The sequence below is a fragment of the Pseudomonas sp. PHC1 genome (genome assembly GCF_046487845.1).
Classification (GTDB): Bacteria; Pseudomonadota; Gammaproteobacteria; order Pseudomonadales; family Pseudomonadaceae; genus Aquipseudomonas; species Aquipseudomonas sputi.
This window is the reverse complement of the sequence record NZ_JBJXHJ010000007.1, coordinates 85923-104609: the sequence shown is the minus strand read 5'-3', so window position 1 is coordinate 104609 and position 18687 is coordinate 85923. Positions and strand designations below refer to the sequence as shown.

17 protein-coding genes and 1 pseudogene are annotated in these 18687 nt (G+C 57.9%); 10 read left to right on the top strand and 8 right to left on the bottom strand.

Annotated elements, in window-relative coordinates; genetic code table 11:
* Positions 1-731 precede the first annotated feature (731 nt).
* Positions 732-1403: a hypothetical protein gene (locus ACKJSM_RS12440; protein WP_320414009.1), complete on the top strand. Its 672-nt coding sequence runs from the start codon at positions 732-734 to the stop codon at positions 1401-1403.
* Here the strand turns inward: ACKJSM_RS12440 and ACKJSM_RS12435 are convergent.
* The 3 genes from ACKJSM_RS12435 to ACKJSM_RS12425 all read right to left on the bottom strand — a co-directional run bounded on the left by ACKJSM_RS12435 (position 1374) and on the right by ACKJSM_RS12425 (position 4224).
* Positions 1374-2855, bottom strand: a complete 1482-nt coding sequence (locus ACKJSM_RS12435) for a tyrosine-type recombinase/integrase (protein WP_410237623.1) — start codon at positions 2853-2855, stop codon at positions 1374-1376. The genes ACKJSM_RS12440 and ACKJSM_RS12435 overlap by 30 nt on opposite strands.
* Positions 2856-3048: 193 nt before the next feature.
* On the bottom strand, positions 3049-3642 hold the full coding sequence (locus tag ACKJSM_RS12430) for a hypothetical protein (RefSeq protein ID WP_410237621.1): 594 nt from the start codon (positions 3640-3642) through the stop codon (positions 3049-3051).
* A 291-nt stretch (positions 3643-3933) separates the two neighbouring features.
* On the bottom strand, positions 3934-4224 hold the full coding sequence (locus ACKJSM_RS12425; protein ID WP_410237619.1) for a DUF3077 domain-containing protein: 291 nt from the start codon (positions 4222-4224) through the stop codon (positions 3934-3936).
* 401 nt (positions 4225-4625) lie between these two features.
* Here ACKJSM_RS12425 and ACKJSM_RS12420 point away from each other — a divergent pair.
* Positions 4626-4814: pseudogene (locus ACKJSM_RS12420) on the top strand (type II toxin-antitoxin system HicB family antitoxin); the annotation flags it as partial.
* Between the two features lie 73 nt (positions 4815-4887).
* Here the strand turns inward: ACKJSM_RS12420 and ACKJSM_RS12415 are convergent.
* Both ACKJSM_RS12415 and ACKJSM_RS12410 read right to left on the bottom strand, forming a co-directional pair.
* The gene (locus ACKJSM_RS12415) at positions 4888-5784 is read right to left on the bottom strand and encodes a DUF2950 domain-containing protein (RefSeq protein ID WP_410237617.1); all 897 of its coding nucleotides are present in this window, start codon (positions 5782-5784) and stop codon (positions 4888-4890) included.
* Complete coding sequence (locus ACKJSM_RS12410; protein WP_410237616.1) at positions 5781-7181, bottom strand: DUF3300 domain-containing protein; 1401 nt, start codon at positions 7179-7181, stop codon at positions 5781-5783. The genes ACKJSM_RS12415 and ACKJSM_RS12410 overlap by 4 nt, the downstream gene beginning before the upstream one ends.
* Positions 7182-7438: 257 nt before the next feature.
* On the opposite strand from ACKJSM_RS12410, the gene ppk2 reads away from it, so the two are divergent.
* Entirely contained in the window at positions 7439-8263 is an 825-nt protein-coding gene (gene ppk2, locus ACKJSM_RS12405) for a polyphosphate kinase 2 (protein ID WP_410237614.1), read from the top strand.
* Positions 8264-8323: 60 nt separating this feature from the next.
* Here ppk2 and ACKJSM_RS12400 read toward each other — a convergent pair whose 3' ends face one another.
* Positions 8324-8515, bottom strand: a complete 192-nt coding sequence (locus tag ACKJSM_RS12400) for a YegP family protein (RefSeq protein ID WP_064383113.1) — start codon at positions 8513-8515, stop codon at positions 8324-8326.
* 276 nt (positions 8516-8791) lie between these two features.
* Between ACKJSM_RS12400 and ACKJSM_RS12395 the strand changes: the two genes are divergently transcribed.
* The 6 genes from ACKJSM_RS12395 (at position 8792) to ACKJSM_RS12370 (ending at position 14372) form a co-directional block, all read left to right on the top strand.
* Positions 8792-9760: a glycosyltransferase family 2 protein gene (locus ACKJSM_RS12395; protein WP_236180832.1), complete on the top strand. Its 969-nt coding sequence runs from the start codon at positions 8792-8794 to the stop codon at positions 9758-9760.
* A 3-nt stretch (positions 9761-9763) separates the two neighbouring features.
* On the top strand, positions 9764-10474 hold the full coding sequence (locus ACKJSM_RS12390) for a class I SAM-dependent methyltransferase (RefSeq protein WP_236180830.1): 711 nt from the start codon (positions 9764-9766) through the stop codon (positions 10472-10474).
* Positions 10471-10857, top strand: a complete 387-nt coding sequence (locus ACKJSM_RS12385; RefSeq protein WP_236180829.1) for a GtrA family protein — start codon at positions 10471-10473, stop codon at positions 10855-10857. Before ACKJSM_RS12390 ends, ACKJSM_RS12385 begins: the two co-directional genes overlap by 4 nt.
* On the top strand, positions 10854-12950 hold the full coding sequence (locus ACKJSM_RS12380) for a DUF6311 domain-containing protein (RefSeq protein ID WP_410237612.1): 2097 nt from the start codon (positions 10854-10856) through the stop codon (positions 12948-12950). Before ACKJSM_RS12385 ends, ACKJSM_RS12380 begins: the two co-directional genes overlap by 4 nt.
* A 72-nt stretch (positions 12951-13022) precedes the next feature.
* A complete protein-coding gene (locus ACKJSM_RS12375; protein ID WP_236180826.1) occupies positions 13023-13949 on the top strand; it encodes a LysR substrate-binding domain-containing protein in 927 nt (308 codons plus the stop codon).
* A 57-nt stretch (positions 13950-14006) separates the two neighbouring features.
* Positions 14007-14372, top strand: a complete 366-nt coding sequence (locus ACKJSM_RS12370; protein ID WP_236180824.1) for a 5-carboxymethyl-2-hydroxymuconate Delta-isomerase — start codon at positions 14007-14009, stop codon at positions 14370-14372.
* 3 nt (positions 14373-14375) lie between these two features.
* On the opposite strand, the gene ACKJSM_RS12365 is transcribed toward ACKJSM_RS12370, so the two are convergent.
* Both ACKJSM_RS12365 and ACKJSM_RS12360 read right to left on the bottom strand, forming a co-directional pair.
* Entirely contained in the window at positions 14376-15311 is a 936-nt protein-coding gene (locus ACKJSM_RS12365; RefSeq protein WP_236180822.1) for a LysR family transcriptional regulator, read from the bottom strand.
* A gap of 198 nt (positions 15312-15509) precedes the next feature.
* Positions 15510-16694, bottom strand: coding sequence for a cyanate transporter (locus ACKJSM_RS12360; RefSeq protein WP_410237610.1), 1185 nt, complete (start codon positions 16692-16694; stop codon positions 15510-15512).
* A 297-nt stretch (positions 16695-16991) separates the two neighbouring features.
* Between ACKJSM_RS12360 and ACKJSM_RS12355 the strand changes: the two genes are divergently transcribed.
* The gene (locus ACKJSM_RS12355; RefSeq protein ID WP_410237609.1) at positions 16992-18641 is read left to right on the top strand and encodes a phosphoethanolamine transferase; all 1650 of its coding nucleotides are present in this window, start codon (positions 16992-16994) and stop codon (positions 18639-18641) included.
* Positions 18642-18687: the final 46 nt, after the last annotated feature.

The following is an 18687-nucleotide window of genomic DNA, read 5'->3' as shown; positions in this document are numbered from 1 at the left end:
ACGGCGATACTGACGGACAGGGACAGTCTTCTTGCCAACGGTGTTGCATTCAAAGCTAGGCATATGGTCATTCCTTATGCGATTGGGTTGATCGCACACATCAAGATCCGGAACGACCGCCGATCAAACACCGATTGACGTAGTGGCATCAATTCGGTTAAATGGCGTCCTTCTCTTGACCGTGCTAACGCATGCGGAAGAGGGCGAGCAGTTACGTCTTTGTCCTCAGAAAACGTGACATGACTGCTCGTGAACATCTTCAGCCGAGACCGCCTTAATTGGCGGTCTCTGCGTTCCTGTGGAATATATAGACTTCGATTTCCCTCTGCAAGCCCCTCTAGCGCATTTAGAGCAATTTTCTGTGCCTGACCACCTCGTCACTCGGCTTTGACGCCAAAAACGCTCCTATAGCCCTTCAAGAGGCCCTAATGAGGCCCTCAAAAGGGTCTTTCGAGGCGAATTTCTCCCCTCCGATAAAAGAGTTTTCTCACAAAATGAGAGTCAGAGGAGGCGTAAACCCCAGCATGTAGGGTTTCGTAGGGAGGCGACCACAAGATAGTGTGTTTTTGGTGGGTGTTGCAACGTACTGCCTGTGGATAACCCTGTGTAACGAAAGTGAGAAAGCAGTCAATCCGCTGGCGTTGACCCTTTGTCACTGATTTCTGGGCATACGTCTTTTTTGCGCAAGCGAACCCTTTCACAAAAATCCTTCTATATAGAGGGCGCGATGAGTGCTCGTTTCGATGGGCGGAAATGATCACTTCTTTTCGGTCATTGGGCACCGTGCCATCATCTCGTCATACCTGATAATATTTCGGGATCAAACGGATGATGGTGAAGAGATGGGTCGGGGCGTCGCAAAGAAGTCTAGGTATGCATGGCTGAAGGCTGTATGTGCAGCGGTGCTGCTGCCCGGCTTCGGGGTGCCAATCACAAAGTGGGTAGAAGGCTACTACGATGTGTCGTTTTTTAGTCCATCGATCACGGCATTTTGGAATGTAATACAGTCTTTCGGGTACTGGTTAGTTCGAGACGTCACCGTATCCTTCTGGGTGTTAAGTCTACTCTGTGTCGGCTCGTTTCTTTTGCTGCTGCTTTTCCTGATCTTCCTATACAGCAATTTTTTCGAGAAGAGCACGGCGTCTTGGAAAACACTAACCGAAGACCAGAAGCTCGCGTTTGCAGTCGTCGGGGAGGCAATCCAGAACAGTCGCCAAATTGGGCACGAGAATGTACGTCAACTCTCTGGGTTGTCTGTAATCGCTACTCGAACCGCCCTAGATGTGCTGTTTCATTATGAGCTTATTCGCGTTGCCCGAGATCCGTGGGGTAACTCCTACCTTGATCTCACCTTTCGCGGGCAGCAACAATACCTAGAGCTGAGTTCTGTTCGCATTCAGTAGGGTGGGAAGCTTCTTGATTGCCGCGAGCTTCTGCTTTGGCGATGATCCCTGACTGTATGTGTCGAAAGTAACGGTGCCGGTTTCATGGCCTGCAAGCTCTCGAATCAATCTATCTGGAACGTCTGCCCGCACCAGTGACGTTACGAACGTTGCCCTGATGCTGTGGAACACTCGGGTGCGATCAAACCCCATGGCGGTCTTCAACCGACCGAACGCTTTACTAAGTGCATCCGACCGAATCCCATATTTGTTGTTGCTATCGGTAGGCACCAAATAACCGTCTTTGGACGCTTTGGCGAGACGATCCACCAGCGCTGTTAGCTTGGGATGCACTGGTACCGATCTGATCCCCGCGACGGTTTTTGAATCGACGATATCGAACATCGTCACCCCATCGACGGTAATCAGATGTTCCTTGCGAAGCTGGCACAGTTCCTCAATGCGAGCGCCGGTATACCCACCCAGCAAGATCAAGTCTGGTAGCGCGCCGAGATTCTGTTCCTTCGCTGCTTTGTACAGGGTGCCGACTTCCTCGATGGTGAAAGCCTTCCGTTTTGCGTCAAGCTTGGCCTTGCCTTTGAGTGAGGGTAGGGTGTGTTTCTCGAACGGGTTCACGTGCCCTTTGAAGGTCTGTCGCCACTGTGGTTCATGCTGCATCGACCATTGCCAGAACTGATTACCGGCAAGTAAATACTGTTGTTTAGTCTTGCTGCTGAGCTTCATGCCCTGTAGCCATGCACTCACCGAATCAAAGTCGAGCTTACTGCCAGTCGTTTGCAGATGCTCCGACAGATTCAACAGCTTCGACTCCTGCTGATTTATCGTCTTGAGGGCGACATGGTGCTCAAGCCTGTAGGTGCGGAATGAGGCTAACCGTGCCTTCGTAATCGGCGAGCGAGCTTTGTAGCTGGCCGGATCTTTCACCAGTGTTTCCAGTTCTTGGCCCTGCTGAACGGTGAGCTTGTATTCGGTGCCAAGACGCTTTTGCAGCATGTCCTTGAGTCCTCGATTCAGTTCATCCTGAATCTGTACTTTCCCTCCGATTCCATCCTTGAGGTGGTCGCCCACAAGCATGCGTACTGCTTCCATGAACCGAGGGCTGCTCATCAGCTTCGCTTTGAGGGTTGGATCAACATCAGGCAGTGGCGGGGCAGTCTCGCCGACAAGTGCTCGCTTCTGTCCTTGGGTGATTGCGTCCAAACCCTCGAGGGTTTGCACTATGTCTTCTTGCCAGCCATCCCCCAGTAACTTGCCCTCACGTATAACTTTTATCTGGCTCTTCCAAGCGTGCAGGATGGGCAGGCGGCGGAACATTGCCTCTTCTCGCGACCCAGTTTTCAGCGACAGCGACAGAATACGACGACCGCCGAAAGCCTCTCGCACGTCCTTGGGTATATCCATTCTGACGTGGTAGGTGCCACCCTGAAGTTCGAGATTGTTGGCCTTCGGCATGGTCACTTGCTCCGATTATTCTACGTAAATAGTCTACGTAATATCGCCATGAAAGCTAGTAAATACGGTACTTGTTGGGCTTTTCGGATACGTATGGTGAGTCCCTATCTCTCCGCCATACATAGAAAAAGCCCCGTAGCTGAGAAGCTACGGGGCTTTTTTGTTTTCAGGCTAAAAATCATCATTTGCCTAATCACCCTCGGATGATGATTTCAATTTGCTCAACACTCACGCCAAACCTCAATGCCAGCCCTCTCTTGGCATCATCAATCGATAATGAATCTTGAGTTGTTAATTCCGGGCTCGACGTGTCATCGAGCTTCGCTGCTTCATAATCATCACCAAGAATTAAGGTGGGGGTTTCTTCCCAGAGATTGAAGTGTGAACCGAGTCGGGTCCAGTTTAGGTTTTCAAGATCATCGCTGGAGTTTATGCCAAATTCGGACAGAGTTCGGTAAGCGACAGGGTTTCTATTCCCATCCCATGAGTTCGGAACAGCCAAATCCGCGAACTCGGAAAATCTAATGATCGCTCTGTCGGCATCTTTCTCCACAGGAGATTTTTCGACCGTTGAGATCTTGGCAATGAGAAATGCTGTTTGATGATCTGCTGTGGCTTGGCCCCATGTCTGGTTTCTGTTTTGAACACAGATCAAGTACCTGTGTTTTGATGCTTTTGACATATCAATCCGCCAAGCCTGACTCCCCCCCTCAGCAATGATCCTGTTCTTTCCACGACATGTGTAAACCGTCACGCATTCCTCATTTCCAACATTTTCGTTGTTCATCGAAGCTCCTAGGATACTGGATGGTTACTCATTTAAAGCTAGACGATAACTCGGAGACTTCAAGTAGTAATCATCGAGTATTTTCGAGAGCTCGAATTGAGCTGCCCATATGTGCTTATGCGTCAGGAAAGGACCGTAGGAAAAAACTGATCCTGGAAATGGGGGCCTTTTTATTTTGTTCGAGGAGCTTGGATTCCATTCTGTTTTCCTCTCTATGCGTCGAAAAAGCCTCGTGTCCAAACAACAGCGGGGCTTTTCGTTTTTGCTGGAACGCGGTGCGTGACGTAATCGTTATTTTTCTGTGCTCAGCGTTTTGCCAGACCTCGGTGAAACCGCATTCACCACATCATCAACAACCGCCTTACCCATCTCCGTCAGGAAATGCGCAGCCCATGCATATCGGTCCGTTTCTCTAATGAACGCCGCATCTTCTGCAAGTGCCTTGGCTAAAGCCAACAGGTCAGAAGCTTGAGCCAGCGCCTGGCTAACAGGCACTCCCGCGCTGACATGAAACAACGGAATATCGGAGCAATAGAGGAAGGGCGTAACCCCGGCGGTTTTTTCTTCAGGTGCATCATGCATGTGTAACTCCTTGACTGTGAGGAGCCGCCACTTTCGTTTCCAAGCGAGTGGGTGGCAGCTGTGCGCAGGTTGGAAACCGGGAGTCAAGGAGACCGGCACGCCCGAGGGCGTCCCACGCACAGCCGCCATAAAGCAAATTTACGGGCGAAAGAAGTCGCCAGCATTTGTCAGGGGCGCTGTTGCGTGACTCGTCGGGTTTCCAAGCCCGGCCGCTGAATAGGCAGCGACGTCTTGAGAATATCCCGCCGAAAGAAAGGCCAACAAGGCAGCAACCGGCCGTTGTGCACCGCTACAGCCCATTCACACGCAACTCGCGGATTCTGCCTACAAGCTCGTTTTGAGTCACCTGATTGTTCTTGTCGGCATGATGCTCAAACCCGATAACGACAAGGAAATACCCGATGACCGTGATGAGCTACAACGGCTACCACGCCCGAATTGAGTACAGCGACGAGGACGGTTTTTTTGTCGGTCATATCGCAGGAATACAGGATGTCGTGGGGTTTCATGGCGAGTCGATCAACGAACTCCGCAAGGCATCCGAAGAAGCCGTCACAGACTATCTGGAAACCTGCGCCCGACTCGGGCGAATAAAGGAAAGCCCCGTAGATGAAAATCTACGGGGCTTTTTCGTTTCCGATCCAGCGCAATTCGCTACCCCAACTACTTCTGCCCCAAATCCACCACCTCCCAACTATCATCCGGATCAAACCGCGTCATCGCCTTCGCCACCTTCTCCCCATCCGGCCCGAGATCCTTCTGAAACACCTGGCCCTCATGGCTGATCATGAAGCTCATCACTCCGGTGTCGGCATATTTCGCTGGCCACGCGATCAAGGCGAACCCGCGACTCATCTTGTCTCCAATCAGATAGCTGTAAGCGCCGCCCGGGGCTGACGGGCCTTGGGCGTCGAGGATGCGGAAGTGGTAGCCGTGCCAGTCTTCGTCGTTGATGGCCTGGCCGAAGGCGGGGCCGAGGGGGCTGATCTGGCCGCTGTCGTCTTCTGGCCAATAGAGTCCGTCGTGTTTGCCGGGGGAACTGAAGATTTTCTGTGCGTATTCGAGGGCGCCGTCGCCGTCGCGGTCTTGCGAGGCGTAATCCATTTGCGCGTCGTGGTAGGCCAGCGCCGATTGCGCGGCCGCCAGTTCGTTACGGCCGATGCGGCGGGCGCGGATTTCGACCTTTGCGGCGTTCATGTCGAAGCGCCAACCGGTTTTGTCTTTGATGAGGGGGATGGGCAGCGTCCAGTGATCGGGCCCGACGGAGAGCACGGCCTTGCTGTCGCCGGTCTTTTCCAGAGTGTGTTGTTCGCGGTATTGCTGCAGGAAGGCATCGACATCGCTGCGCTGTACGCCTTCACGGGGGATGAAACTGTGCCATTCCTCGCCCAGCAGTTCGGTCAGGCGTTTTTGGTCGGCGTGTTGCGTGCCGAGGGCTTCGACGAAGGCGTCCGCGGCTTTTTCCGGGGTTGGAAATACCTGCTGGGCCGAGGCGAAGGTCGACAATGCGAGGCCGGCCGCGAGGGTCAGGCAGCTTTTGACCAGAGAATGAATGTTCATCGACGGCCACCTCCTCTCTGACGCATGCCCCCGCCGGATGGCCGGCTGATCTGATGTCCGGCGGCGCGTGAGACGTTGGGACGTTGCGCGGAGATCTGGCTGGCCCGGCCACGGTCAGCCTGTAGTCGGGTCTGTGACGGGGAGCGCGCGCCGGCGAAGGCGTTGTTCCGTGCGCTGCCTGCTGCGGGTCGGGCTTGAGATGCACGGGGATCACGTTGATTCGCGCCCGGTTGCCGCGCTTCCCGCGTGTTGCCCTGAGCACGGTCGGCGGCTCTGGGCCTGTCAGCACTACCTTGCATGCGGTTGCCGGCATGGGCGGATTGCGCTTCGCGGACTTGATTGCGGGCTTCCCGATTGCTGGTGGCGGGACGTTCGATACCGGCCCTGTCCATCGAACTGCGGGCCCTTTCCCGAGCCTGCGCCCGCTGCGCGTTGTCCCCGCGATAGGCATCACGCTGAGCCGCGCCGTCCAGTTGCCGGCCAAACTGCGCGCGGCTGCGGTTGTCACGATAAGGCACGCCATCGCGATGCACGGTGTTGTGCTGCCACTTGTTCTGGTTGTTGGTGATCCGGTTATTGACGTTGATGTTGTTGTAACGGTTCACATCGATGTCGATGTCGTTATGGCCCCAGTCGCAGTTACCCCACAACGAAGCAACGACTGCCACGCCCGTACCGAAGGCCAGTCCGGCCACGAGTGCCTGACCCGGGTAGTAAGCGGGCGGCGGCGGGTAATACACCGGCGGCGAGGCCGGATAAGGCCAAGTGCCGTAAGTGGTCGTCGGGTTGTAGGTCGGAACGTAGACCACCTGCGGATCGGCGGGCTGAATGATGATGGTCGTGTTGTCGGCCGGCTTGGTTGTCCCGGCAGAGATGGGCGGCGTTACGTTCTGCACTGTCACATTCTGATATTGATTGCTCTGCAGATTGCCCGCCGCCTGGGCCTGACGCCGCAAACGCTGAACGCCGGCCATGAGTTCGTCAGGCTGGGCCAGAAAGGCATCCCCCAGCCGTTGTACCCAGACCGGATCCTGTCCCAGTGTCGCCAAGACCTGCGGGAACGCCACCAAGGCCTGCACGCTCGGATCCCACGTCTGGCTGGCCACTTGCTTGACCGCATCATCGCCCTTGGCGTCCGGATGAGCCTTGGACCAGGTCGCGGCTTCGGCGACTTCTCCCGGATAAGTGGCGGCCATCAGCACTTGTGCGAGGAGGGGGTCGGGATACAGGGCAATCGACGCGAGCATCTGGTCGAGCTGCTCCGTGGTAAACACGGCATCTTTGGCCGGAGCGGTGGTAGCCGCCGGGGCCGCAGGCGCATCGGCGGCCTGCAACAAGAGCGGTGCAGCGCTCAAGGCGAGCATGAGCGACGCGGCACGCAAGAGCGAACTGTGCATGACCTCTTCCCCACATCCAGATGGCAGGTTTGCAACTCGCGAGGCATCAACGGCCGACATCGGACGCTGCGCCGTGATGGAGAATGATTGGCGATTGGCGTTCCGTCAAAAACTGCAAGGTTTTTTTCGCAATAAGCACGTTGCCTGAGCGTTACCGCCCGTTTGCTTGCGTTTTGCGATAAATGACTAAACTTTCCGGTTCCAGGCCATGCAATCCCAAAGAGCCTGGCTGTCGCTCCAACCCGAGAGGTCTGGTCATGGCAAAGGGAAAGAAGAAAGACTCGCCCCGAGAAAAACCTGACGAACATACAAAACTGTCAAACAAGGACTACCTTGCCGAACTGCGCCGCCTGCATGTCGAACTGGTGAAAATGCAGGAATGGGTCAAGGCCGAAGGCATCAAGATCTGCATCATCTTCGAAGGCCGTGACGGTGCGGGCAAGGGCGGCACCATCAAGGCGCTGACCGAGCGGGTCAGCCCGCGGGTGTTTCGCGTCATCGCGTTGCCGGCGCCGACCGATCGCGAGAAGAGCCAGATGTACCTGCAGCGTTATCTGCCGCATTTGCCGGCGGCTGGCGAAGTGGTGATCTTCGATCGCAGTTGGTACAACCGCGCTGGCGTCGAGCGGGTGATGGGCTTTTGCACGGACAAACAGGTCGACAAGTTTCTCAAGTCCGTGCCGCTGGTGGAGCGAGCGGTCGTCGGTTCGGGGGTGATCCTGCTCAAGTACTGGCTGAATGTCAGCCAGGAAGAACAGACCCGGCGGCTGGAGGCGCGAATTGTCGACGGGCGCAAGATTTGGAAACTGTCGCCGATGGACCTCAAGTCCTACAGTCGCTGGTATGACTACTCCCGGGCGCGGGACGAAATGATCGAGGCGACCGACACCGATTACGCACCGTGGCTGGTGGCCAACTCGAACGACAAGCGCCGGGCGCGGCTCAATATCATCTCCGACCTGCTCAGTCGCATCCCCTACAAAGAAGTGCCGCGTGAGAAGGTGACATTACCCAAACGGCAGAAACCGGGCGGTTATAAAGAGTCGGATTATCCGTTCAGGCACATTCCCGAAAGGTTCTAAAGCCAGATCAGAAGTCGCCGGAGCTGCCAGCACAGGCAGTCCGGCGTTTTGATCGAATCTTCAGATTTCCTTGACCGGCGTATCTCCCTGCACGCCCTTGATCAACTCGATCACATGCAGGCAGTCCGCCTTGTTCACATACGACTCGCCACTGGCGACGGTCTCGTGATTCCCCGCCCTCAATCTCCAGCGCCATTGGCCCTTGCCGGTGCTCGGGGTGCCTTTGGATTGCCTGTAAATCTCGAAATACATTCAGTTCGCTCCATGCGATTTATGTGCGACAGCCTGTGTGACGCCTCGACGCAAGCCTAGCGGAGCGCGGCTTTTTGGCTATCGCGGATTTGTTTCCAATCGTTCGTGAATGTTTCTGGAAGGCCCGGGCCAGAGCGCAGGGATCGTCCTCCGGATTGGCCGGAACGCCGTTGTTTCACCCTTGCATGACGTTCCGGGCTGCTGCTTAATACGGGACGGCTCATGGCGTCGAACAGCGTTCGGCGACCGACAATCACTATAAGAAAGAGCAGTCCATTGACCCATCCGCACGGAACGCAACACGCGGGCCCGGTGACGTTGTCGCTGGTAGTGCCCGTATTCAATGAAGAGGACAGCCTCGACGGCTTTCTCCTGCGCATTCGACAGGTGTTCGCGCAAGAGACGCTGATCGAACTGGAACTGGTGTTCGTCAATGACGGCAGTTCCGATACGACGCTGGAGCGCTTGCTGCATTGCCAGCAGAGCGATTCGCGCATCCGCATCGTCGATCTGAGCCGCAATTTCGGCAAGGAGGCGGCGCTGTCCGCTGGTTTGCAGACGGCCACCGGGCAAGTCGTGGTGCCAATCGATGTCGATCTGCAGGATCCGCCCGAGGTCATCCTGCAAATGATCGAGCGCTGGCGCGAAGGTTTTGAAGTGGTGCTTGGCCACCGCATCAGCCGGCGCAACGACTCCTGGGCCAAGCAGACTTCCGCCAGTTGGTTCTATCGCCTGCACAACAAAATTGCCGAACAGTCATTGCCGGAAAACGTCGGTGATTTTCGGCTGATGGATCGCTGCGTGGTCGACGCGCTGCTGACGCTGCCCGAATCCCGACGCTTCATGAAAGGTTTGTTCGCCTGGGTCGGCTTTCGCACCACCCAGGTCGAATACGAGCGCCCGGAACGGGCGGCGGGGCAGAGCAAGTTCAATGGCTGGCGGCTGTGGAATTTCGCGCTGGAGGGCATCACCAGTTTCAGCACCGAACCGTTGCGGATCTGGACGTATCTGGGGGCGCTGGTCTCTCTGGTGTCGTTCGCCTTTGCGATGTTCATTGTGGTGCGCACGCTGATTCACGGCGTTGACTTGCCCGGTTACGCCTCGCTGATGGTTGCCGTGACGTTTCTCGGCGGTTTGCAGTTGATCGGCATCGGCGTGCTCGGCGAGTATCTGGGCCGCACTTATATCGAAGCGAAGCGCCGGCCGGTTTTCCTGGTGCGCCGCATCTACGAATCCAAGGACTGACAGATGGACCTCAAGGAAACCGACATTCTCGGCGACAGCATCGGCGAACATTGGTACTACTGCTCCAAAGCGGCCGCCACCCGCCGCTTGCTGGGTGAAGCACCGATCAAACGAATTCTCGATGTCGGCGCCGGTTCAGGGTTCTTCTCCCATCATTTGTTGACCCACACGACAGCGCGCGAAGCATGGTGCGTGGACATCAGCTACCCGGCTGACTCCAGCGCCACCACCGCCGGAAAACCGGTGCATTACCGCCGTTCCATCGACAGCGTGGACGCAGATCTGGTGCTGCTGATGGATGTGCTGGAGCACGTCGATGACGACCTCGGCCTGCTCAAGTCCTACGTCGATAAAGTGCCGTCCGGCAGTCGCTTCCTGATGACCGTGCCGGCGTTCCAGTTCATGTGGAGCGGTCACGATGACTTCCTCGAACACAAGCGTCGCTACACCCTGACGCAGTTCGAAAACCTGGCCGCCGATGCCGGGTTGCAGGTTGAACGGGGCGCCTACTATTTCGGCGCGGTGTTCCCCATTGCGCTTGCCTCCCGTCTGTTGCCTGGCACTGCCCATGGCTCGGCCCCTCGTTCGCAGCTCAAGCGCCATCATCCGCTGGTCAATTCCGTTCTGAAGACGCTGTGCCGACTTGAGCTGCCTTTGATGGGCACGAACCGTCTGGCGGGTTTGAGTGTGTTCGTGCTGGCGCGCAAACCGTGACGGCCACCGACAGATCCGCCTTGATTCAGCGCGGCTTGCGCTTTGCCGTGACCGGTCTGTTGGTCACCGCATTGCATGCGTTGGTGGCGGTGCTGTTCATCAACGTTGTCAGCCCGCTGCCTCCGTTGGCCAACGGTGTGGCTTTTATTGTGGCGACAGTGGTGTCCTATGTGATCAACACCACCTGGAGTTTTTCTGCCCGACTGCACGGCAAAACCTTGCTGCGTTTCATGCTGGTGTCGGCGGGTGGCTTTCTGTTGGCGATGTTCGTGGCCTGGGCGGCCCAGATAGCCGGGCTGCACTATCTCGCCGGCATCGGTGCCGTGGCGCTGACGATTCCGGCATTCACCTTCGTACTGCATAACTTCTGGACATATCGATGAAGGATTCACGGGAGCACCCGGCGCTTGCCCTGTTGCCGCTGCTGTTGGGTGTTCTGGTGTTTTTTCTGGTGGTCGGGCCGCAGGCGCTCAACCCACAGAACATCGCCTGGCTGCAGCAGGGCGATCCTGCAACGCATTATCTGGGCTGGGTGTTTTTCCGGCATTCGCCGTGGACTTTCCCGCTCGGGCTCAATCCGTCTTACGGGTTGGAATTGGGCAGTGCGATCATTTTTTCCGACTCCAATCCTTTGCTGGCGCTGCTGTTCAAACCTTTCAGTGCCTGGCTGCCGGACACCTTTCAGTATTTCGGATTGTGGCTGCTGGTCTGTTGTGTCCTGCAAGCCTGGTTCGGCTGGAAACTGATCGGGCTGATGACGCCCCATTCCTTGATCCGACTGCTGGGCGCCGGGCTGCTGCTGTTCTCGCCAGCGATGTTCTTGCGCATGGGCGGGCATCTTTCTCTGGCGGGGCATTTCCTGATCCTGGCGGCGCTGTATCTCGCGCTGCTGTCGAACCTGAGGCGACGGCGCCTCGCCTGGGGAGCCTTGCTGGCGGCGACGGCATGGGTGCACGCCTACCTGCTGGCCATGGTCGCGCTGATTTGGGTGGCGGATCTGCTGGGCAAGACATTCAATCAGTCTTTGACCCGGCGTCAGGCTGTGATCGAAGGGGGCATGCTTTTCGCCCTGGTGAGCGTGTGTTGCTGGCAGGCCGGGTACTTCAGCATTGCCGATGGCGCGGCCTCCGGTGGGTTTGGTTTGTACCGGATGAATCTGCTGTCGCCCCTCGACCCGGCCGGCTGGTCATTGATCCTGCCCGATCTGCCGAAGGCTGACGGGGATTACGAAGGTTTCAACTACCTTGGCCTGGGCGTTCTCTTATTGGTGCCGCTGGCGCTGTTTGCCTGGTTTCGGAACCGCCAACCTTTTAACGATCAGGTGCGCGCACGTCCATGGCTGTTGATGGCCCTGTTCGGATTATGGCTGTTCGCGCTGTCGAATCAGATTGGCATCGGGGCGTTGAACCTCGATTATCCGCTGCCGAAAAGCCTCGTCGCGCTGGCCAATATCTTTCGTGCCTCGGGCCGGATGTTCTGGCCGGTTCTGTATATCTGCATTCTGGCTGCGATTTTTCTGGTGGTACGCGGTTATCGGCCGCCTGTCGCCATCGGTTTGCTCGCGGTGGCGCTGCTGATCCAGATCGTCGATACACGCAGCGGGTGGATGGGGCTGCGGCAGGGAAAAATGCTGGCATCTTCGGCGGTCTGGGACAGTCCGATGGCTGATCCATTCTGGACGAGTGCCGCTGCGCGTTATGCCAAGGTCCGCAGCCTGATGCCACAGAACCAGGGTGAGCGCTGGCAGATGATTGCCGGTTTCGCAGCGACCCACGGGTTGAAAACCGATGCGGTCTATCTGGGACGCATGAGCACTTCGGCGCTGGCGCGGGCACAGCACAAAGCACGCGCGATGCTCGACTCGGGGCAGTACGACGTGGATGCTCTGTACCTCTTGGACGACGATGCGCTGGTCGATGCCGCCAGAACCATCAACAGTGAAACCGATCTGCTGACGCGCGTGGACGGCGTCGTGGTGCTGGCGCCGGGCTGGAAACGCTGTGCGCAGTGCCTGTCCGTGCAGGATGAGGGGCGGCGGATGTCAATGATCCCCCTCAGTCGCCCGGGACAGGTGCTGGCCTTCAGTTATCGAAACCGGCAACTGACCAGCGGCTGGTCGAAGCCGGAAAGCTGGGGGACGTGGACGGAAGGGCAACAGGCGAAAATCGAATTGCGGGTGTTGCCCCCGGTGCGTTCAATCGTGATCGACGCATTGGCATTCATCCAGCCCGGGCACCCCGGCCAGCGGGTGATCGTCAGTCTGAATGGTCAACAGGTACTGGAAACCCGTTTGACGCAGTTTCAAGGCAATCGCCTGGAAATCCCCATCAGCGCCCAGCTCGGTCAGCGCCTCGGGAGCGATGACCGGCTCGATATCGAATTGCGGTTGCCGGATGCCGTCAGTCCCCGACAACTGGGTATCAACGACGATTCGCGGATCATGGGGCTGGGGCTGAAGACGTTGACGGTGCAATGACACAGCGTTTCGATGGACGCCGCCCCCACGGCCTTTCTACACTGCCGCCATCTGGGGATCGGGGGGCAATGGATGAACCGCAATGAACTACGCAAGGCCGACATCAACCTGATGGTAGTGTTCGAGACTTTGATGCTCGAACGCAACGTGACCCGGGCCGCCGAGAAACTGTTTCTCGGCCAGCCGACCATCAGCTCGGCGCTCAATCGCCTGCGCACCATGCTTAATGACCCGTTGTTCATCCGCGTCGGCCATCGCATGGAGCCGACTGCCCGCGCCGAAGACATTTATCGTCATCTCAAGCCCGCGCTCGATTCGCTGTCGGTGGCCCTGAGCCTGACCCGCGATTTCGACCCCGCCGTCAGCACCATGACCTTTCGCATCGGCCTGTCGGACGACGTTGAATTCGGCCTGCTGCCGCCGCTGTTGCGCGCCTTGCGCCAGGAGGCGCCGAGCGTGGTGTTCGTGGTGCAGCACGCCGATTACTGGCGGATTCCCGACTTGCTGGCGGCGGGCGACATCACCGTCGGCATCAGCCAGACCCGCGGCCTGCCGGCCAATGCCAAGCGCAAACTGCTACGGCACATCCAGCCGAGCATCCTGCGCGCCGACAAGTCCGACACGCCGCTGACCCTCGATGAATATTGCGCACGCCCCCATGTGCTGGTTTCCCACACCGCCAATGTCAGTGGCTATGCCGATGAGTGGCTGGCGGACATCGGTCGCACCCGCCAAGTGGTGTTGTCGGTGCCGCAGTACAGTTCGTTGCCGGCGCTGCTGGCCGGCACCAATCTGATCGCCAGCCTGCCGGACTACACCGCGGAGGCCATGGCCGCTTCCGGGCTGCTGTTCAAAGAGCCGTTCCCGTTCAAGACCCCGACCCTCGACCTGTCGATGGTCTGGCTCAGTCACGTCGACAGTGACCCGGCCGAGCGTTGGTTGCGTTCGCGGCTGGAGCAATTCATGAGTGAGCGACCGGTGATGGCGCCGCTGGCGTGAGTCAGGCGTTGCTGTGTTATATGTACGGCCTTTGTGCCAAACCACCGGAGCACCGATATGCCACACCTGCACCTCGAATACACCGCCAACCTGCCGCAACTGAACGCCGACGTGGCGTTGATCCGGCTCAACAACACCCTGGTGGGGTCAGGTCAGTTCGTCCAGGAGTTCGATATCAAAAGTCGTGCGACCAAGGTTGAGACCTTCAAGGTCGGCACCGCCATGAACGAGCGTGCCTTTGTGGCGGTAAGGCTGGCGCTGCTCAGCGGTCGTTCCCCGGAGATCAAGACGCAACTGTCGCAGAGCCTGCTGGCGGTGTTGCAGGAACTGTGCGAATGGCCGGCCGGGGTCGAGGTGCAGTTGAGCGTGGAACTGCTCGACATCGACCGTGGGTCCTACAACAAGACCGCCATTGGCGTGTAGGACTCAGGCGGCTTCCAGCTCCGCGCAGGTCTTGATGATCTGCTCGCGCAGCCAGAGGTTGGCGCTGTCCTGATCGACGTTGTGGCTCCACTGCATGTCGAGGGTGAATCCCGGCAGGCCATTCGGCGCCTCGCAGTGATTGAACACGGCGTCGTTGGTCAGCAAACGCTGGATCCGCCGGGGCAGGGTGAGGATGAAATCGGTGCCGGTGATCATCTTCAACGCCGCGCTGTAACTGTTGGAGCGGGCGACGATCTGGCGTTTCTGCGCCTGCCGCGCCAGCCAGCCATCGACCATGTTGGTGGTCGACGTCCAGGGTGTCGGGAACACATGCCGGCGTTCGGTGAAGGCTTGCAGGCTCAGGCGCGGCTCCAGCGGCGTGGCGCGTTTGTCAAACACGCAGACCAGGTCGTCTTCCAGCAGCATGCGTGATTTCAGGTCGGCGTGGCTGCGATGGAAGTGCGGGCCGAAGCAGATCACCAGATCGAGACTGCCATCACGCAATTCTTCGACTGGCACGTCGGTTTCGAACTTGTGCATGTTGACCATCACCGGCAAGTCATTGAAGTCGAAGCGCTTCAACATTCGCGGCAGAATCAATTGCTCGAAGTATTCCGGTGCGCAGATGTTGAAGGTCACCGGTTGCGCCATCGGGTCGAAGGTCGGGGCGCCGGCGTGGCAGAGGTTGATGCTTTCGAGGATTTTCTGCACATGGCCATACATGCTGCAGGCTTTGTAGGTCGGGCGCATGCCTGTGCGGGTGTTGACGAACAATTCGTCTTCGAAGCTGTTGCGCAGTTTTTTCAGGCAGTAACTGACGGTGGACTGGCTGACGAACAGCGCCTCCGAAACGTCGGTGACGCTGCTTTGCTCATACACGGCGACAAACACCATGAGATCCTGCATGTCGAGCTTTCTAAGCAAGTTACTGTTCAGCATCCGTTCTGTCTCGCTGTGCTCCTTGCGCCGAATCTGCGCAAACGTGTGCGCATGATCGTAACGGAACGATGGTGCCAGGAGAAAGCCCTGTAGGACTTTTCACGGTCACTTGTGGGACAGAAAGTTTTAGTAACACGACGTGCCCAATCAAACCCGGCAAAGATGGCCAGAAGCCTTTATCCAGACGGGTCGAATTGATCAGTCCATGTGCCGGGCGTAATGCCGCGGGTTGAAACGCAGCACCATCAGCAGCATCAGCGCCATCACTGCCGTCAGTGACCACCACGCCCACTCGAAGCTGCCCAGTCGATCGCGAACCAGTCCGGCCATCAAGGGCGACAGCCCGGCAATCAGGTAGCCGATACCTTGTACGAACGCGGTCAGCCCGCCGGCACGTTGCGGTTCGTCGAGGTGATCGAGGGACACGATGAGACTCATCGGGAACAGTCCGCCGATGCCCAGCCCGAGCAGGCAGGGCCACAGCAGGCTCAGGTGCTGCGGGCTGAGGATCAGACCCAGGAATCCGGCGATGATCAGACTGAGCAGGGCGCCAAGCACCTGGCGTCGGTCACGGCTGCGATTGGCGATGGCGGGCACCACCAGCCCGGAAATCACCTCCATGGCCGTCAGAAAACCCAGCACCAGGCCGGCATTTTGTTCGCTCCAGCCCTTTTCCACGTAGTACGGCGCCAGCCAGGCGAGCACGCAGGTGTAGGACGCGGTGCCGAGACCGAAGAAGATCGCCAGCAGCCAGGCGCGGGAATTCGTGAAGAAGGATTCTTTTCTGACAGCGGCCTGGTTGGTGTCCGGCGCCGTGGCGCGGGTTGTCCACCACACAGGAATGGCGAGCAGTGCCAAAACCGCCCAGACCGCCAGACCCGCCCGCCAGTTGCCGGTCTGCATCAGCACCCACGGTGCGAACGAAGCGGCCAGCGCCGCGCCGCCCATGATCGAGGTGACGTAAAGGCCCATGCACAGCGCCACGTTGTCGGGAAACCGCGATTTGATCAGCACGGGCATCAAGGCCTGGATCAGTGCAATGCCGATCCCGGCCAGCACGGCGCTGGCGATCAATCCGCCGGCCGAGTCGAGAAACAAGCGCGACAGCGTTGCTACGCCAATGATCAACAACGACAGCAGCACCGTGCGCTGCTCACCGAGGCGCTGGCTGACCGCCATGCCGAAAAACATCGCCAGCCCCATCGCCATCACCGGTAGCAGGGTCAGCAACGCTGCGAGGCTGAAACTCAGCGCTATATCGCCGCGAATGGCCGAGAGCAAGGGCCCGACCGCCGCCATCGACGGGCGCAGGTTGAGGGCGACCAGGATGATGCCGAGCATCAGCCAGATGGCGGGGCGGGCAGTGGCGCGAACGTTTTCCATCTTCAGACCTTTGAACCAGAGGCTGTCGATTAGGCGGGCAGGCGAGCGGGGCGGCAAATCAGAAAGTCGGATGCGCTATCGAGAAATTCGATACGCGACCTCGTCGCCCACAACTGAACCACAGCTGAACCATTCTCAAATACGCCGAAAGTTTCACGGTTATTTCTTGAGCCAACTAATCGTTGGCTTCTTTTTCACAAAAAATTGATGGTTGCCTGCTTAAAGTTTGTGTGGTCTGAGTCAATGAAATTTTCACAATTGACGACGGCACTTACTTCAAGGAAATCGCCCCTCGCCATGTTCAAGTTAAAAGCCGTGCGCCCGGAATGGGTGACGTTGTTTGCCAGCGCCTTTCTTTTGACCGGATTCAATTTCGTGCTCTGGCAACACCTGTTCGACATCACCACTGCGGACGGCAAGGGCATTGCCATGCGCATTGCGTTCGGGGTGATGATCTTCGCGGCCTATAACATTGTGCTGACGTTGCTGGCGTTTCGACCCGTATTGAAACCGGTGCTGACGTTGTTGTTCATGGTCAGTGCCGGCGTGGCTTATTTCATGAGCCAATACGGGGTCATGATCGATGCCGGCATGTTTCGCAACTTTGCCGAAACCAATGCCACGGAAGTTCGCGATCTGCTGTCTTTGAAGTTATTCGCTTATATCGTGTTTCTGGGTGTCTTGCCGTCGTGGTTGTTATGGAAAGTTCCAGTCAACTATCGTCGCTGGCATCGCGAGTTGTTAAGTAAAGTTGTAGTAAGTGTCGCGTCGGTCGCGGTTATTGGCGGCGTGGCGTTAGCCAACTATCAGGGTTTGTCCTCGCTGTTTCGCAATCACCACGAAATTCGCCTGATGCTGGTGCCGAGCAACTACATTGGCGCCTCGGCCGGTTATCTGCGTGAGCAAGTAGCTTCGGCGCAGCAACCGTTCGTCACGATCGGTGAAGACGCCCAGCGCAACGCCGCCGTGCAGAACCATCCGCGCAAATCCCTGACGGTGCTGGTGGTGGGGGAGAGTGCCCGGGCGGAAAACTTCGGCATCCTTGGTTATGGCCGCGACACCACACCGAAACTGGACAAGGAAGCCGGCCTGATCGCTTTCACCGACGTGCATTCCTGCGGCACGGAAACCGCCGTGTCGGTGCCGTGCATGTTCTCCAACATGGGCCGCAAGGATTACGACGCCAGCAAGGCGAAGAATGAAGAAGGGTTGCTGGACGTGCTTAAACGGGCCGGGATCGACGTGATCTGGCGCGACAACCAGTCGGGCTGCAAAGGCACCTGCGATCGCGTCACCCTGCAGGATGTCAGCAATCTGAAAGACCCGGCACTGTGCGCCAACAGCGAATGCCGCGACGAAATCCTCTTGAAAGGCCTTCAAAGCTTTATCGATCACCTGGACAAGGACACCGTGTTGGTCCTGCACCAGATGGGTAGCCACGGGCCGGAGTATTTCAAGCGTTATCCAAAGGAATACGAACACTTCACCCCGGTGTGTGAAAGCAACGCACTGAACAATTGCAGCCGCGAGAGCATCGTCAACGGCTACGACAATACGCTGGTGTACACCGACCATGTGCTGTCGAGCCTGATCGATGTGTTGCGCAGCAATCAGGACAAGGTCGATACCGCCATGCTTTACCTGTCCGACCACGGCGAATCCCTGGGCGAGTACAACCTGTTCCTCCACGGCACGCCGTACATGCTGGCGCCGGAGCAGCAAAAACACGTAGCGATGCTGGCCTGGTTCTCCGACAGCTATCAGAAGTCCTACTCGGTCGACACCCATTGCCTGCAAATGAGCCGCGACAAGCCGCTGAGCCAGGACAACCTGTTCCACTCGATGCTCGGTTTGCTGGAAGTGCAGACCAAGGTCTACCAGCAGGATCTCGACCTGTTTGCCGGTTGCCGTGGCGCGGTGATCGACGGGGTGTTGGCCAAGGAGTGAGCCGGCAGACTCACTCTGTAAGACTATTCTTTCCTTCAGGCAGGAG